The sequence below is a fragment of the Flavobacterium gilvum genome (genome assembly GCF_001761465.1).
In the GTDB taxonomy this organism is placed as follows: domain Bacteria; phylum Bacteroidota; class Bacteroidia; order Flavobacteriales; family Flavobacteriaceae; genus Flavobacterium; species Flavobacterium gilvum.
In genome coordinates this window covers 1864102-1880005 of record NZ_CP017479.1, presented here as the reverse complement: position 1 = coordinate 1880005, position 15904 = coordinate 1864102, and the positions used below count along the sequence as shown (strand labels likewise).

The window sequence follows — 15904 nt, the reverse complement described above, 5'->3', positions numbered from 1 at the left end:
CTAAACTGCTACGCCCACTAATTCTGGGATGCAAAGTTCAAAGAGTTCATCTTTATACTGTTTCAATTGCTTTTCGATGTTTTGTTTTCCTTTCTCAAACCAATCGTTATTTGCAATTAATGATTGATAATATTCAATACCTTCATTCAAATTACTTTTGAAAGCCTTTAATTTTTTAGCCTGTGCTGCCGTGATTTGCTCCGAAAATTCATTGATTTCTTTTTTCAGATAATCCATATACATTTTCAGCTCATTGATAATCACATTCGGACGTTCTTTTTCACCAAGTACCGAACCATTTCCATAAATGTGTTTTACCATATCCAAAAGCGAAACTTCCTTATCAAAATAAGCTAAGTTTGGACCAGGACAAATAACCACACCCTGAGGCTGTCCTTTTATTTTTATATCATTTTCAAGATAAGAAGCATTTGCCAAACCAACACAAAGACAAGCCTTTTCGGTTATAACATTTTTTCTTCTCTCAAAAGCTTCATTGGTCAATGAATCCTTTTGTGCATTCAATTCTTCCAATTTTAAATCCTGATAGCTTTTAGAAGCTGGGCACATTCCTTTTGGTCCGTATTCTTTACTCAAAGCCAAGTATTTTTTTGGACAGGAACTTCCCGCTTTATCTTCTTGGATACGTTTGTTTCTGTAGTATTCATTTGTAGTTCCTTTTACAGCATTAAAAGGAATTCCTAGAGGCGAAAGTGGACTTAGATAAAAATCGTCTTCTTTGGCTCTTTCCAATAATTTTCTAGTTTCGACATCAACAGAAGTTGCTTCGGGAACCAATAAAAATGGTGATCCCCAACCCACAGAATCCACTTGATAGTGTTCCAACAAAAAGTCGTGTTCTTCAGCTGTACCAACACCACCTTGAACGGTTATTTTCAATTCAAATGGCTTTTCTGGAACTGGCAATCCTTTAATTTCCAAAGCTTTTACCATCAACTCATGCGCCGATTGGATTAATTGCTCTTTCTTCTGTTTGAATTCCTCCAAAATTGGCCCCAACAGATACCCATCGGTAGCAAAAGCGTGTCCTCCGCAGTTAAGTCCAGATTCTATTCTGTATTCAGAAACCCAAAGCCCTTTTTTGGCAAGGAAATTCCCTTGAATCATCGCCGAACGAAAATCACTCACTTTCAGAATAATTTTCTTTAGCAGTTTATTATTGGCATCTGGATAAAAAACAGGGAAGTTTTCAAAATAAGCATACAATCTCGGGTTCATACCCGCTGAAAGCACTACAGATGAAGACAAATTACTGTTCGCAAAACCACGAAGTGAAGCATGTGCATCATTGAACTCAACAGGCAATTGTTCGTCTTTGTTGAAATTATCCTTATCGACTTTCGTCATGATATTCACATCGATTTCTCCTGGAGAAAGATGTTCTTCAATGTATTTTTTGATGGTATCCTTGAAAGCAATTCCTTCATCAACAAGATTTTGCAAACCTTCTTTAATTTCAGATTTATTAGGCAACATAGCTATGTAGTTTTCCAATGCCTGTTTGCTTTCTGTCAATTCTACCTTAAACTTTTCAAATTTGTCCTTTACAATGGTATCCATCAAGTTCAGATAGGAAGTCACTCTTTCTGCACGATAATCGTGAATTTTTTCGGTGATTTCCTTATACGGAATTTTGAATTTTTCACTGTAAAAAGCGTTCATTCTCTCCATCAAATCGTCGTCAATAATAGAAACAACGGATGTGATTCCATACTGCGCCACACGAATCGGACTATCAATAGTATAGCCTAATCCCATCACCGGAATATGGAAATTATGTAGTTGTTTTTTAGAGGTCATAAATGTATTTTTTGGTTTAAAAACTTTTTTGCAAATATCACCATACATATCCGCTTAAAACCTGATAAATATCATATTAGAACGAAACAGATTCCATTAAATTTGCAGGTTGCAAAAACCGGAAAATTCATTTTTTTAACAAAAACTTCCTTTTTGAGAGTTTTAGAAAGGTTACAGAAACATACATCTTCAAAGTTTTGCCTTATATTTGCATAGAATTAATCTTCAATTAAAAAACATTATTAAAGTTTTTAAAAAATGAAAAGTCTTAAAGAACGTATATTGGAATTAAAAAAAGAGAAAAATGCGGTAATCTTAGCGCATTATTATCAAGAAGCCGATATACAAGATGTGGCAGATTATGTAGGAGACAGCTTGGGATTATCCCAGGAAGCAATGAAAGTTGATGCCGATATTATCCTTTTCGCGGGAGTTCATTTTATGGCCGAAACTGCCAAAATATTAAACCCTACCAAAAAAGTAATCCTGCCAGATTTGAAAGCTGGCTGCTCACTAGCCGAGTCTTGTCCTGCAGATACATTCAAAGAATTCACAGCAGCACACCCCGATCATATCGTAATTACATACGTAAACTGTTCTGCCGAAGTTAAAGCACTGACAGACATTGTGGTTACTTCATCCAATGCAGTAAAAATTGTAGAATCCATTCCATTGGACAAACCTATCATTTTTGCCCCGGATAAAAATTTAGGAAAATATGTTATGGAGAAAACAGGTAGAAAAATGCTGCTTTGGGATGGTTCCTGTGTGGTTCACGAAGCATTTTCGCTAGATAAACTTGTGGCTTTGTACAAACAAAATCCCGATGCCGAAATCATCGCACACCCAGAATCGGAAACACATATCCTAAAAACAGCCAACTACATTGGTTCGACAGCTGGAATGATTAATTATGTTAAAACCAATCCAAGCAACAAATTTATTGTCGCTACCGAAGCTGGTATTTTACATAAAATGAGACAAGAAGTACCTAATAAAATACTTATTCCGGCACCTTCAAACGAGGACAACACCTGTGCTTGCAGTGAATGTGGATACATGAAAATGAACACACTTCAAAAAGTGTACGACTGTCTACTAAATGAAACACCTGAAATTGATGTTCCGGACGACATCAGAGAAAAAGCACTAATTCCTATCGAACGCATGCTCGAATTATCTTAATAATGATCAAATCCAATTATTTAGTTATAGGTTCCGGAGTAGCAGGACTCACATTTGCGCTCAAAATGGCCAATCGTTTTCCCAAGAGAACCATTACCATAATTACAAAAGCAACTGCAGACGAATCCAACACCAAATACGCACAAGGCGGTATTGCCATTGTGACCGATAAAACGGAGGATTCATATCAAAAACACATTGAGGACACCTTGATTTGTGGAGATGGCCTTTGTGATGAAACGGTTGTCAAAATGGTTGTTACCGAAGGGCCTAAACGTCTGAAGGAACTTATCGAATGGGGGGCTCAATTTGACAAAAACGCCAAAGGAACTTTTGATTTAGGCAAAGAAGGAGGCCATTCCGAAAACAGAGTGGTACATCATAAAGACCAAACCGGTCATGAAATCCAACGCGCCATTTTGGAACAGGTAAGACAAAAAGAAAATATTACCGTTCTGGATCATCACTTTGCATTGGAATTGATCACAAATGACAATCGATGCATAGGCGCTTACGCCCTCGACGAAAAGACAAACGAGATAATCACCTATCAGTCAGATTTCACTTTGCTGGCAACTGGCGGTATCGGGCATTTATACGGACACACCACCAACCCAATCATTGCAACCGGTGACGGAATTGCGATGGCATATCGTGCCAATGCTAAAATTGAGGACATGGAATTTATCCAGTTTCACCCAACGGCTTTGTTTGACAAAAGTAGTGGTTCAAAATTTTTAATATCTGAGGCGGTTCGCGGTTTTGGAGCTCGTTTGAGAACTAAAAAAGGTGATTTTTTCATGCTCAATTATGATTCCAGAGGCGATTTAGCATCTAGAGACATCGTTTCGCAAAGCATTGATTTGGAACTAAAAAAATCCGGGGACGAATGTGTTTTTTTAGATTGTACGCATTTGGACATGGAAGGATTCAAAAACCATTTTCCGATGATTTACAAACATTGTAAAAATATTGGAATTGACCTTGAAAAAGACTGGATTCCTGTTGTTCCTGCTCAACACTATCTGTGTGGCGGAATAGTGGTTGACATTAATGGAAAAACATCAATTGAAAATTTATTTGCCTGCGGCGAATGTTCTAGAACAGGCCTGCACGGTGCTAACAGACTAGCTTCAAATTCTTTGCTGGAAGCGTTAGTCTATTCTGATAAAATTTATCATTATTTAGTCGAAAAGCCTTTTGTGGAAACAAAAAATATTGACACAATTCCAACTTGGCCTTTCCAAAACAAAACAAAAATTGACCCCGAATACATTGCCCAAACCAAAGCTAAGCTACAATTACTGATGCGTCAGAATGCTGGAATTGTTCGATTTGATTCGGATTTACTGAAAGCCCAAGAAACCCTCAAAAACCTACAAGTCGAAATCGACGAAAAGATTCAAAATCATCTTCCCTGCACCGATTTGTATGAACTCAATAATATGATTGATATTGGGAATCTCATCGTTCAACAATCTATTGACCGCAATGGCAATTGTGGCGGATTTGTTAAGTTTCAATCAAAAGATATTAAATAACGAACGGTTTTAAACTAAATTTTAAAAGTCCTTCAACATCTGAATGTTGAGGGACTTTTTAGTTTTAATTTACTATAAAATAACGATTAGCAAAACAATAGCCCTTTATTAACTTTTACAAAACCTGTATTGAGTTATAAATAATTTTGAAGTTGACTGAAATCTGAAATTTTAGGTGTTGCAATGTAATTTTTATATGTGTTTAATTTATCATAAACTATAGCATCAATTCCAAGTTCTTCGGCAGCTGTTATTTCCGATTCAAGATCATCGCCAATTACCAATACTTCAGAGGCATCATAATTAAAATCATGCAGAATGCTTTCGAATACTTTTTTCTTGGTATCATTCGTCATTACAGTATCCACAATATATATTTCTTTGAAGTCGTTTTCTATCCCAAGCAGTTTCACTTTACTACTTTGCAATTTTGGAAAACCAGAAGTAACCAAAAATTTGTCGCAACCTATTTTATTAACTTCATTATAATCTGGAAATGGTTCAATGGTTTCATTACAAACAAGATTACTTAATAACTGTAGTGATTCTTCATACAGTAACTGACTCATATTATATTGTTTGGCAACCACTGTAAAAGGTTTTCTATTGATGTCATTTTTAATATCTTCCAAATCCCCTTCAAACTCATTACCATTGATTTCAAATAGATTATAAAGATCTGCAAAGAGTTCATCCCCAATAGACGGAGTTGAGAACAGTGTGTTATCTAAGTCTAATATTAAAGCTTTTTTCATTTTTTTAGTGGGTTATGTTTAGTGAAAATTAAAGAAGATTGTTTGATTATCATTAGTGCATTTACCATTTTTTAAGTCCGAGGAGTTTTTCGCCAAGTTCCGTAAGTTCTGCAATTGGCTGTTTGCTTTCGCGTTTCAAAGGATCTCCCGGAAAGGCATAACCTTCAGGCACGTGCTTATTTTTCCACGTATTTATTCTCCATTGGCGCATTTCTTCATTCTCTTCATCCGCAGGTACCATAGCTATATACTGAGCCATACGAACCGAATTTTCGCTGTTATTAGGCCTTATACCATGGGGCTGTAAACTATTAAAAATCAACAAGTCACCAGTATTCATTTTGACTTTTACCATTTCAAAACCAGTAGTGTCCGGTTTGAAATGATCACGATCTTCAGGTTGTGTCAATTTCCAGGCATCATACGTTCTAAAGAGTTCTGGGACGCATTGAAAACCGCCCATGTTTTCATCATTTTGATCTGCCAATGCCAATACTCCCTGAACATTTTGCGGTTTGGTTTCCGGATCATAATCCCAATGAATAAAGCCTTTATATTCATATCCTGGGCGAATAGGTAAGTTAAGGTTGGCACGATCAATAGTGACCCACAATTTTTCATTTCCCCAAATGTCTGCAAAAGCCTGATGCACTTTAGGAAATTGGCGGTTATCCCACAAATACTGATGATTATAAATCTCTACCATCCCAGTATTGTTGAGTTCTGACATTTCAATAGAAGGTGTAGGCTTATACCAGGTTTCTGGATCGTTAGCTTTTTTTCCTTCATATTCCCATAAATAATCAGCCAATTTTTCTGCTTGCTCTCTTGGTACGGCATTTTTTACCACAATATAACCATTATGAATCCAAAAAGCCCATTCTTCTTCCGTTAATATACGCAATTTTTCTCCCTTACTGCGATCGCTTAATTTTACTTTACTACTAGCTGCAACTGATGGATTTCCTGGAATCTCTTTATGTGCTTCATTCAATCCATTGTTCCTTGTCATTTTTTTCATTTTTCATTATTAAAAATTGGTTTAGCAAAGTTCAGCGTAATACCAGCAGTCAATGAATTTTAAAATGACCAATTTACGCTCTATATTAACATTTTTAATTAATTTTATACTTAATAATAGTTAACATGAAGCTACAATGAAAATAAAGAAAGAAGAAATCACAATTCAACCCGGAAAATCATTCCGCATTTTCACCCCTAGTTTTCGAAATTATTTTCTCTGGCATTATCACCCTGAATTTGAATTGGTTTATGTAGAAGCTGTTGCAGGTATTCGACATGTGGGCAAAAACATTTCAAGTTTCATAGAAAGCGACCTCGTATTAATAGGTTCTAATGTTCCTCATCTCAACTTTGACTATGGACTACAAACAGAATACAAACAAATTGTGGTACAGTTCAAAGAAGATTTTTTCCCCAATCTGATTATACCTACCGCAGAGTTTGGCAACATCCGTGCTCTTTTTGACAAAGCTTATTTAGGTCTGTCTTTTTATGGAAAAACAAAAGAACAAGTGGTAGCGAAACTCAAAGAAATGCAGTCCAAAAATAATTTCAATTCTTTACTAGAACTTTTTGAAATACTGAATATAATGGCTGAATCTTCAGAAGTTCATGAATTGAATACCGAAGACACCAGAATAAAGATGTTCATTAATGATAAAATCAGAATGGGAACCGTATACAATTACATTCATGAGAATTACGGCAAAAATCCAAATGTTAATCACATTGCCTCCATTGTACATTTGAGTACAGCTGCTTTTTGTCGTTATTTCAAAAAGCAGACGAATATGACATTTACTGAATTCGTCAATCAATACCGAATTTCTCAAGCCAAAACTTTACTTTTAAAAGATCATAATGTATCAGAAGTAGGATACGCCGTTGGGTTTGAAAGCATGTCCTACTTTAATAAACTTTTCAAAACATTGGTTGGAGAAACTCCTTCCTCATTCAAAAAAAACAATGCTTTCTGCAACAAATTAGATAACCGCCACAGAAAAACACAAGTTTGATAAAAACTTTGATTAATATAGTAAAAAAGCTCAAAAAACTTTAGAATCATGAGCTTAATGTTTTTTTTTGACTAATTGAAAATTCCCTTAAAGCAAAAACTACTTTGCCTCACTAAATTTCTTTTCGTCTTCTGTAGTTGGCTTTCCTGTAGCGTTTGGTTGACCTTTACCTGTCGTAATTAGGTTCTTTAAACTTTGCTGAATGTATTGCGTCCAGGCATTACTGCAAATGTCGTAACACTCAAATTCCGGTACTAATCCATGATGAGTTACACGTATTTCAGTTTTACCTTCTTTTTCGGCAATTTCAAAACTCATTTTGGTTCCAGTCCATTCACTTTTGTCTTTGGTAAACTTAAAATAGTTGTACTTGACAAACCAAACCACTTTCTGGTTCGGAATCACTTCTATTAATTTAATTTGGCAATAATGAACATCTTCATAATGGTACGTAAATTCATCGTTAAGTTTCTCGGTATTCCCTTCTATTTCCTCAGACCACCATCCGCGTACATTGGTGATGGCATGAAATGCTTCTTCGGGGATTTGATCAACTATTAAAGTCGTGGTGAAGTCTGATGTCGCCATTGATATATTATTTTAAAATTGACAATATCAAATATACTTAATTATCAGATAGTTACAAATAAAAACAAACTGTTCCTGATAATTATCTTTTCTTGACTATTTAAATATTACAAACTTTATCTCCTCATTATTGACCAACGATTATAACCCCAATTGCTTTCTCAATTTTAGCGGAAGTTTATTTTTTACTAATTCATATGATTGATGGAGGTATTTTTCCCAATCTGATTTTTTCATTTTATTGGTATCTTCAATCCAAACCCATTTATAACGTGCCACATAAGGTGCTGGTTTAAATCCAGGCCAATTGCAAATCTCCTCAAACTCATCGTCCCGTACTTTGAACGAAGCTGTCACGGGCGATTGGTCGAGTCCAACGACACAAAACATTTTTTCTCCTACCGAAAAAACCAAATCATGTCCCCATTTAATATCTTCTGTAACCGCTGAAAATTGCCTGCATATAGTTTGTATTTCTTCGATGCTCATTTGTTAATTTTTTTGTGGGTAAATATAATCGATTTTGAAATAAAAGACAGTTGTAACAAAAGAATAGCCCCGCAAATTATATTTACGAAAAACTCATTCTTAAAGAAAAGTATTTTGGGACTATCCGAGTGTTGATTATCAGGATTGATTACAGGCAATATATTTATAATAAAAAACCCAGTCGTTAAACTAGGATTGTAATGGATAAGGGCTTTCTATACCACTATTTCTCTTGCGGTTTATTTCCAGATGGCAAATAATACAGCCAACTAAACCCAATTAAAAACAGAATTAAAGAGGCGATAAATGCGGGTATCAAAATTTCTTTATTATTATCCAAAGCATTGTTCAACGAGGCATACAACAACCAAATCTGTATGGTGACATTCAAAATCAATATGAATATTAAGGTCGAAAGAATATTGTTCAGCTTATTTGGATTCGCTTGATTTTGACTGGTTCTAAAAGTACTCATAGTTATTAGGTTTTATACAAAAACATCCTATTTTAAAAATAAAATATTCCTTTTTTTTCTTTTTACCATTAAGAAATTAAGGAAAATTAAGTGTAAGCTTTATGTTCTTAATTTCTTAACGGTTAATTCTTTTAAACTTCATGCTCTTCGTGCTGGGACGCTTTAACATAAACGTCATTTTTCTTAAAAAAAACTTCCAAACTTGGCAATGCTCTTGGCGGAGGACCTCCTAGAACATCTCCTGTTTTGGCGTCAAATGACCCTTCGTGACATGGACAATGAATGATTCCAGTGCCAGGTTTATAAAATACGGAACACGACAGATGCGTACATTTCTGTTCATAGGCTTTGAAATCCCCATTTTCGAGATGAATCAAAATATAAGGAATTGTGCTTCCTTCAATCACAAAAGCTCGAGTTCCTCCCAATGGAACCTCTTCCTTCTTGCACACAAAATGTTCTCCCTCTACTTCCTCTTTAGGAAGCAAATAGGCTTTGGCGGCTACAAGCCCACTACCTACCATCAGTCCGCCAGAAACAAGTGTTAGGAATTTAGCAAAATCACGACGACTTACATTGGTTGCCTGTTGTTTAAGGATTGGGAAGTCTTTCTTCCAGTTTTTATTTAAATTATCTTCTTTTGACATAAATTTTTATTGTGTGAAAAGTTTAAAGGTTTAAAGGCGTTAAGTTTCAAGTTTTTCAGCTATCTAAATCTGCCTTCTATTTTCTATTTTCTAAAATCTTAATACTTAATTCTCCCTACTCAATACTTAATATATAATCAGTTCAGTACTTCCTTTTGGCATCATAATATTTACTTTAGTATTGACAATTTCTTGCCCGAATATAAAAGTATTTACAGGTGTACTATTCGGTCGCATCTCCTCTATTTCTGTTCTTGTTCCAAAAAACAAAGCACCACTAGGACAAACTGTCGCACACATAGGTTTTTTACCAATACTGGTTCTATCATAGCACATCGTGCACTTCATCATCAAATCATAAGATTCCTCTTTTTTGGGCACACCAAAAGGACAAGCCATTACACAATTGGAACAACCAATACATCTTTCAGTATTAGCGGTATGGACAATTCCGTTTTCATCTTTGGAAATTGCATCAGCCGGACATACATTCGCACATACTGGGTCGTCGCAATGCATGCATACCTGAACAGTGGTTTGCACAGTCGAAGCCCTATCCACATAATTAACATGAATTAAGGTTTCGTGTCCATTAGTCTCGCATTCGGCACAAGCCATTTCACAGGCTTTACAACCAATGCAACGCTGCATATCTACAAAAAATTCCTCGTTTTTATTGAAACTGGTGTAATTCATTTTTTCTTCCTTATAGATTAAACACTAGCATAGGCTTTTGATTCTTTCGAAGGTGGCGCAATTTCCCTGAGCGGTTCCAAATAGCAAGCGCATACCTTAAACTCCGGTATTTTTGAAATTGGGTCCAATGTTCCCGGTGTTAATTGATTCGCCGATTTTTTACCAGACCAGTGATAGGGTATAAAAACCGTATCCTCCCGAATGGTTTCGACTATATTCGCGGGAAAAATTCCTGTTCCACGTCGGGTAGAAACCTTTATCAATTCTCTCTGTTTAATTCCATATTGTTGCGCGAGTTTTGGATGGATTTCCAATAACGGCTCCGGATACTGGTCAACCAATTTACCGATTCTGCGAGTTTGTGTACCGCTCAAATATTGCGACACCACACGGCCTGTTGTCAAAATCACTGGATATTCAGCATCAGTAACTTCACCCGGGAGCTTATATGGCGCGGGATTAAAATGTGCTTTCTCATCAGGCGTTTTAAACTTTTTGTCCTCCCATAATCTCGGTGTTCCCGGATGATCTTCGCTTGGACAAGGCCAAAACATTCCCATATTATCCTCTATTCGCTTATAAGTGATTCCATAGTAATCTGCAGTTCCTCCTCTGGACGCCACACGCAATTCGTTAAAAATGCTTTCGCTATTCTCATAGGTAAATTTATCTTGAACTCCCAAACGTTTGGCCAATTCCAGAAAGATTGAAGTATCTGTTCTTGCGTCACCGGGAGGCGTTACCGCCTGACGGATGCGAATTACTCTTCCCTCTGCCGAGGTCGTCGTACCTTCCTCCTCCTCTTGCAAAGAACCTGCCAGTACAATATCGGCGTGACGGGCAGTTTCGTTCAAAAAAAAGTCAATACACACATAAAACTCCAGTTTTTCCAAAGCCTCACGAACGTAATTACTATTTGGCAAAGAAACCAACGGATTAAAACAAATCGAAATCAACCCCTTAATTTCGCCACGGTGAATAGCCTCGATTATTTCATAAGCAGACAACCCTTTCCCTGGCAAATCTTTTTCGTTAATTCCCCAAACTTCCGAAATATACTTGCGATGCTCCGGGTTCTCTATATCCCTGTTTCCGGGCAATTGATCACATTTATGACCGTGTTCTCTACCGCCTTGACCATTTCCTTGTCCCGTAATGGTTGCATATCCACAATATGGCCTGCCAATTCTTCCCGTTGCCAAAACCAAGTTAATACAGCCCAAAACATTGTCCACCCCTTTTGAGTGGTGTTCGATTCCTCGTGCGTGAAGCAGGAAACTCGTTTTGGCTTTGCCCCACAATTCGGCGGCCTCACGTATTTTATTTTTATCAATTCCCGTCACTTCCTCTGCCCATTCCAGCGTATAATCTTTTACAGCATCAATAGTTTCCTGAAAACCGGAAGTATGATTATCTATAAAATCATGGTCGAGCATATCGTTATCCACCAAATACTTAAGCATCGCGCCGTACAAAGCCGAGTCAGTTCCCGGACGCACGTCCAAATGAATATCAGCAGTTCGCGCCAGCGGAATCATCCTTGGGTCAACCACTATAATTTTGGCACCGCGGTCACGGGCTTTCCAAATCCAGTGTGTCAGCGTTGGAAAAGTCTCGCTAACATTGGCACCTGCCACAATAATTACTTCGGCATATTCCAAATCCGAATAATTATTGGAGCCCCTATCCAATCCAAACGCTTTCTTATTCCCCGCCCCAGCACTCACCATGCACAAACGTCCATTGTAATCCAAATTTTTGGTTTTAAGAGCCACGCGGGCAAATTTTCCTACCAAATAACTTTTCTCATTCGTCAAAGAAACTCCCGAGAGCATCGAGAACGCATCATTTCCGTATTTTTCCTGAATGCGTTTAATTTCCGAAACCGTTTTGTCCATCGCATCGTCCCAAGAAGTAGGCACAAATCCTTGCCCTTCCACCCTTTTCAACGGAGACATCAGTCGGTCTGGGTGGTTATTCTGCAAATAGCGCTGAACCCCCTTTGGACACAACCTCCCTTCATTAAAAGGAAATTCCATCCAAGGTTCAAAACCCACCACCTTATTTTCTTTCACAAGCAATTGAATACCACATTGCATTCCACAAAAACAACAATGCGTTTTAACAGCCTCATCCGGCTCATCCCTGCCTACATATCCGTCTTTTGGCGCATAATTCAGCGTCGGGCCAAAATGCTTTACTATATTCTCCTCTGCTATCGGTAATTTTGCCATTTTATATTTTTTACAGTTGTCTGTTATCTTTTTCTAAATTCTGAAATCTAAATTCTGAAATCTAATAATCTTCTTCTGGGCGTGACCACAATAGAATATGGGCCTAATTTACTTTGCGCTTACACGGCCCATTCTCTATTGCGGTCGGGCTATCCATGCTACTTCGGTAGCTTATTCCTATCCCTCACGCGGTCGCCATCAACATCAGTTTTCAACAAGAACATTTTGTCCTTTCATCACAATCTTCCTTTTCTGTCTAATTTATTAAACTACCTCTTGAATCTGCAATATGAGAGGCGATAAATCACGTCTCTACCGGGCAAATATTACCCAAACAAATTCCCGCCTTCTTTCCTAGCCTTCAAATGCGCCATTGCTAATCGGGATCTTTTGCCCTCCGGACTTAAATCGAGGTGTGACGTTCCATCTTCATGCGTAAAATCGAAACCCAATTCTTTAGTAACAGTTTTCAAATCCTGGATATGCAATTTGGTAGCAAACTCCTCGCCAGTATGTGGGCAAACTGCCATTCCCATTTTCATTCCTTGTTTCTTATAAATATGCGCCCCAATTTGAGCAGGACGCTGAATAATATGAAAAAACTTCCCGAACGGAATCCAAATCAAAAACATAATTACCGTAACAGCATGCAAAACCGCCAAGAAATCAAACGCAAATCCTTTCATGAACTGATATGAATAGGTCAATCCCAAACCAGTAACCGAAATGGCAATCAACAAAATGAGTGGCAACAAATCTCCTTCAAAAGACTGCGTGGCTATCAAACCTGGATTCGTCAAACGTCTTCTCAAATAATATAGCGACCCAAAAATAACCAAGTACGATGACCAGTTCAAAGCGTGAAAAGTCAAAAAAGCAGTAATGGAATCCAAGTCAAAATCCATTACTTTAAACCCAAAAAAATAGGCTTCATAAGTAGAAATTGTATTCGGTGCCATTGCAAAATTAATCCAACCAAAAGTAAGCGGTATCGTAATCAAAAATGCCGATGTACAACCCACCGCAATCATAAAATGTGCTACCCAACGGTACTTTCCCCTTGGATAAATAAATTTTTGAAAAGCAATATTCTCAACAGTCTCTTTTGTAGCAAACCAAAAATGCGAAAACACTTTTCCGGTTATCAAATACGTAATTCCGCGCTTAAAATAAATCCAAGTCGGCGGTCTTTGCAACCAAACCGTATAACGATAAACGATTCCAAAAAAAGCAAACACCGTCCCAAATAAATAAGTCACGAGTGCTGCATCAAAATTTTGCAGTTTTCTGGAACCAAAAAAAACCAGAACAATCATAAATATTGAAAGTGCTGTAGCAATCAGCAATGCTTTGGTATTGTATGTTTTGTTTTTCATATGTGTAAATTATATTTTCGTTGGAGTTCAACTACTGCCGATAACGTTTTTTAACATTCCAATAATCCTCAATCTTGTCATTCTGACGAAGGAAGCATCCCCGCAAGAAACTCCGCAATCAAAAGCACTATTCTTTGTCGATTTAGCAACGGAGATTGCTGCGCCAGTTCGCTACCGCTCGTGTCCTCCAACATCGGAATGACAATATAGTATCAAAAAACAGCTGAACATTGTTTTGCTAATCTTCCGAACACTTGCTTCTTTGTTACCTTTTAGAGTCAACACTCCTTAAATTTAGTCGTTAACTCGGTTTCTCACATCCTTTGCGGTTGTAAAACCACCAATTGATAGCAGTAGCTAATATAGCGAAAACCATCAAGCCTACAAAAAACTGATTCACAGTTCCATTTGCTGTGATATTGTTTCCTATGAGTTTTGAAAAAATAAAAGGTCCAAATGCAGCAATGGCAGCTGTCCATCCAATTACCCCAGCAGCTTGACGCTGATTCTCCGAAAATATAATAGGAAACTGTCTAAAAGTACCAGCATTTCCAACTCCTGTAAAAAAGAACATCGACAAAATCACTCCCACAAATAACGGAAATTGATCCATACTTGTAGGCGAAACCAATCCTTGCGTAACCAAAATAACAGCACCCGCTAAAATTCCGATTCCGGTTATAGTTGTCAATATAGCTCCTCCAATTTTATCGGCAACAAAACCAAAAGCAATTCTGCTAGCTGAACCAATCAGCGGTCCGTAAAAAGCATACACTAATGGGTCTGGTGCATCTGGAAAATCGCCATACAAATATTTTATCATCAATGGAAATGCTGCCGACAAACCTGCGAATGTACCAAAAGTCATTACATAAGTAATCGTGCAGAACCAGGTGTGCTTGTTTTTAAAAATATCCATTTGCTCTTTTATAGAAGCCTGCATTGGAATACTTTTCAAAAAGAACCAACTAACCGCAGCCAAAACCAAAAGAAAAGAAGTGTACCAAAATGCGGCGGATTGAATATATATTTTCTTATTGACAACCGCCGTATTTTCAGGTTTTAGGTTGTTTAATATTTTTGCTGCCAATTTGGGGTTCGCATTGGCAATTGCTTTTGATTTCGCTTTCAATGGCAATGCTGTGAAAATTTCGGCCTTTTCATTAGTACTTGTTACTTCACAAACCGAATCCAATACTGGTTTCTTAACATTGTCCAAAATTTTGGTTTGTACTTCGGCATCCAAAGCCGCAAAAACCTCTTTTTGTTTCTCGACTGTCGAGTCTTTTAAAACTTTCTGTGTTTCTTGTGCATCAATACTCGTAAATACCGATGAAGCCCCGTAGATACTCACACTCAAAATAAGTGGGGTAACAAACTGGGCCAAGGAAACTCCAAAGTTCCCAATTCCAGCTTGGATTCCCAATGCGGTTCCTTTCAGTCTCTTTGGAAAAAACAAACTGGTACTAGGCATAAAAGACGAGAAATCACCACCGCCAAAACCACAAGCAAAAGCCAAAACGGCAAATACCCAAAATGGTGTATTGGTGTCCATGACCGCAAACCCAATACCGATTACTGGAATTAGTTTAAGCAAAGTAGCTACAGCCACCACGTGTCTTGTTCCAAATATAGGCAAAATAAAAGTGTGAATAATCCGTAAAAAACCCGCTGCCAACCCTGGTATAGCCACCAACCAAAATAATTGGTCTTTGGAAAATGGGAAACCTAACCCCGGTAATTTTACCGCAATCACGCTCATCATAAACCATGAGGCAAAGGATAATATTAATGACAAAGTTGTAATCGTTAAAGTTTTCCAGGCAATTTTACTGCCTGTATTTTTCCAGAAAGTTTCATTCTCTGGTTCCCATTTGTCTAACCATGTTTTCATATGAGTAAGTATTTGTTTTTGCTATTGAAATTTCATCTTCAAATTAAATTCTGCCAAAATTTTTATAAAAAAGATAAAACACTCTTTTATTTACAATGTAAATTTAATAGCCAAAATGAAAACAAAACATGACTTTTATCAGATAAGAGAAATACGCTAAAGAT

The 15904-nt window shown here is 37.2% G+C and carries 14 protein-coding genes; 3 read left to right on the top strand and 11 right to left on the bottom strand.

Features of this window, described 5'->3' with window-relative positions; all coding sequences use genetic code 11:
* On the bottom strand, positions 1 to 1821 hold the full coding sequence (locus tag EM308_RS07835; protein WP_035634660.1) for a hypothetical protein: 1821 nt from the start codon (positions 1819 to 1821) through the stop codon (positions 1 to 3).
* A gap of 258 nt (positions 1822 to 2079) precedes the next feature.
* Here EM308_RS07835 and nadA point away from each other — a divergent pair, with 258 nt between their 5' ends.
* Together nadA and nadB are read left to right on the top strand one after the other, a co-directional pair.
* A complete protein-coding gene (gene nadA, locus EM308_RS07830; RefSeq protein WP_035634629.1) occupies positions 2080 to 3006 on the top strand; it encodes a quinolinate synthase NadA in 927 nt (308 codons plus the stop codon).
* Positions 3007 to 3008: 2 nt separating this feature from the next.
* On the top strand, positions 3009 to 4547 hold the full coding sequence (gene nadB / locus EM308_RS07825) for an L-aspartate oxidase (RefSeq protein ID WP_035634626.1): 1539 nt from the start codon (positions 3009 to 3011) through the stop codon (positions 4545 to 4547).
* Positions 4548 to 4681: 134 nt separating this feature from the next.
* Here the strand turns inward: nadB and EM308_RS07820 are convergent, their stop codons facing one another.
* Together EM308_RS07820 and EM308_RS07815 are read right to left on the bottom strand one after the other, a co-directional pair.
* On the bottom strand, positions 4682 to 5302 hold the full coding sequence (locus EM308_RS07820) for an HAD family hydrolase (RefSeq protein ID WP_035634624.1): 621 nt from the start codon (positions 5300 to 5302) through the stop codon (positions 4682 to 4684).
* A 61-nt stretch (positions 5303 to 5363) separates the two neighbouring features.
* The gene (locus EM308_RS07815) at positions 5364 to 6314 is read right to left on the bottom strand and encodes a phytanoyl-CoA dioxygenase family protein (RefSeq protein ID WP_035634658.1); all 951 of its coding nucleotides are present in this window, start codon (positions 6312 to 6314) and stop codon (positions 5364 to 5366) included.
* A gap of 145 nt (positions 6315 to 6459) precedes the next feature.
* On the opposite strand from EM308_RS07815, the gene EM308_RS07810 reads away from it, so the two are divergent.
* Positions 6460 to 7341 carry an AraC family transcriptional regulator gene (locus EM308_RS07810; protein ID WP_035634623.1) on the top strand — a complete coding sequence of 294 codons (882 nt, stop codon included), beginning with the start codon at positions 6460 to 6462 and terminating at the stop codon, positions 7339 to 7341.
* Between the two features lie 99 nt (positions 7342 to 7440).
* Here EM308_RS07810 and EM308_RS07805 read toward each other — a convergent pair whose 3' ends face one another.
* From EM308_RS07805 to EM308_RS07770, 8 genes are all read right to left on the bottom strand, one after another.
* Positions 7441 to 7929 (bottom strand): SRPBCC family protein, encoded by a 489-nt coding sequence (locus tag EM308_RS07805; RefSeq protein WP_035634621.1) that lies wholly within the window; start codon positions 7927 to 7929, stop codon positions 7441 to 7443.
* Positions 7930 to 8070: 141 nt separating this feature from the next.
* Positions 8071 to 8418 (bottom strand): MmcQ/YjbR family DNA-binding protein, encoded by a 348-nt coding sequence (locus tag EM308_RS07800; RefSeq protein ID WP_035634611.1) that lies wholly within the window; start codon positions 8416 to 8418, stop codon positions 8071 to 8073.
* 223 nt (positions 8419 to 8641) lie between these two features.
* Positions 8642 to 8893 (bottom strand): DUF6755 family protein, encoded by a 252-nt coding sequence (locus EM308_RS07795; protein ID WP_035634599.1) that lies wholly within the window; start codon positions 8891 to 8893, stop codon positions 8642 to 8644.
* 131 nt (positions 8894 to 9024) lie between these two features.
* Positions 9025 to 9540, bottom strand: a complete 516-nt coding sequence (locus tag EM308_RS07790; RefSeq protein WP_035634587.1) for a Rieske (2Fe-2S) protein — start codon at positions 9538 to 9540, stop codon at positions 9025 to 9027.
* Positions 9541 to 9666: 126 nt separating this feature from the next.
* Complete coding sequence (locus EM308_RS07785) at positions 9667 to 10236, bottom strand: 4Fe-4S dicluster domain-containing protein (protein WP_035634575.1); 570 nt, start codon at positions 10234 to 10236, stop codon at positions 9667 to 9669.
* Between the two features lie 17 nt (positions 10237 to 10253).
* Complete coding sequence (locus tag EM308_RS07780) at positions 10254 to 12470, bottom strand: molybdopterin oxidoreductase family protein (protein ID WP_035634573.1); 2217 nt, start codon at positions 12468 to 12470, stop codon at positions 10254 to 10256.
* A gap of 326 nt (positions 12471 to 12796) precedes the next feature.
* Positions 12797 to 13846, bottom strand: coding sequence for an MFS transporter (locus tag EM308_RS07775; protein WP_035634571.1), 1050 nt, complete (start codon positions 13844 to 13846; stop codon positions 12797 to 12799).
* A gap of 301 nt (positions 13847 to 14147) precedes the next feature.
* Positions 14148 to 15740, bottom strand: a complete 1593-nt coding sequence (locus tag EM308_RS07770) for an MFS transporter (protein WP_035634569.1) — start codon at positions 15738 to 15740, stop codon at positions 14148 to 14150.
* Between the last annotated feature and the right edge of the window lie 164 nt (positions 15741 to 15904).

Bases quoted from the DNA above. Each gene is read 5' to 3' on its own strand.
- EM308_RS07835 (WP_035634660.1), bottom strand. From the start codon at position 1,821: ATGACCTCTAAAAAACAACTACATAATTTCCATATTCCGGTGATGGGA.
- nadA (WP_035634629.1), top strand. From the start codon at position 2,080: ATGAAAAGTCTTAAAGAACGTATATTGGAATTAAAAAAAGAGAAAAAT.
- nadB (WP_035634626.1), top strand. From the start codon at position 3,009: ATGATCAAATCCAATTATTTAGTTATAGGTTCCGGAGTAGCAGGACTC.
- EM308_RS07820 (WP_035634624.1), bottom strand. From the start codon at position 5,302: ATGAAAAAAGCTTTAATATTAGACTTAGATAACACACTGTTCTCAACT.
- EM308_RS07815 (WP_035634658.1), bottom strand. From the start codon at position 6,314: ATGACAAGGAACAATGGATTGAATGAAGCACATAAAGAGATTCCAGGA.
- EM308_RS07810 (WP_035634623.1), top strand. From the start codon at position 6,460: ATGAAAATAAAGAAAGAAGAAATCACAATTCAACCCGGAAAATCATTC.
- EM308_RS07805 (WP_035634621.1), bottom strand. From the start codon at position 7,929: ATGGCGACATCAGACTTCACCACGACTTTAATAGTTGATCAAATCCCC.
- EM308_RS07800 (WP_035634611.1), bottom strand. From the start codon at position 8,418: ATGAGCATCGAAGAAATACAAACTATATGCAGGCAATTTTCAGCGGTT.
- EM308_RS07795 (WP_035634599.1), bottom strand. From the start codon at position 8,893: ATGAGTACTTTTAGAACCAGTCAAAATCAAGCGAATCCAAATAAGCTG.
- EM308_RS07790 (WP_035634587.1), bottom strand. From the start codon at position 9,540: ATGTCAAAAGAAGATAATTTAAATAAAAACTGGAAGAAAGACTTCCCA.
- EM308_RS07785 (WP_035634575.1), bottom strand. From the start codon at position 10,236: ATGAATTACACCAGTTTCAATAAAAACGAGGAATTTTTTGTAGATATG.
- EM308_RS07780 (WP_035634573.1), bottom strand. From the start codon at position 12,470: ATGGCAAAATTACCGATAGCAGAGGAGAATATAGTAAAGCATTTTGGC.
- EM308_RS07775 (WP_035634571.1), bottom strand. From the start codon at position 13,846: ATGAAAAACAAAACATACAATACCAAAGCATTGCTGATTGCTACAGCA.
- EM308_RS07770 (WP_035634569.1), bottom strand. From the start codon at position 15,740: ATGAAAACATGGTTAGACAAATGGGAACCAGAGAATGAAACTTTCTGG.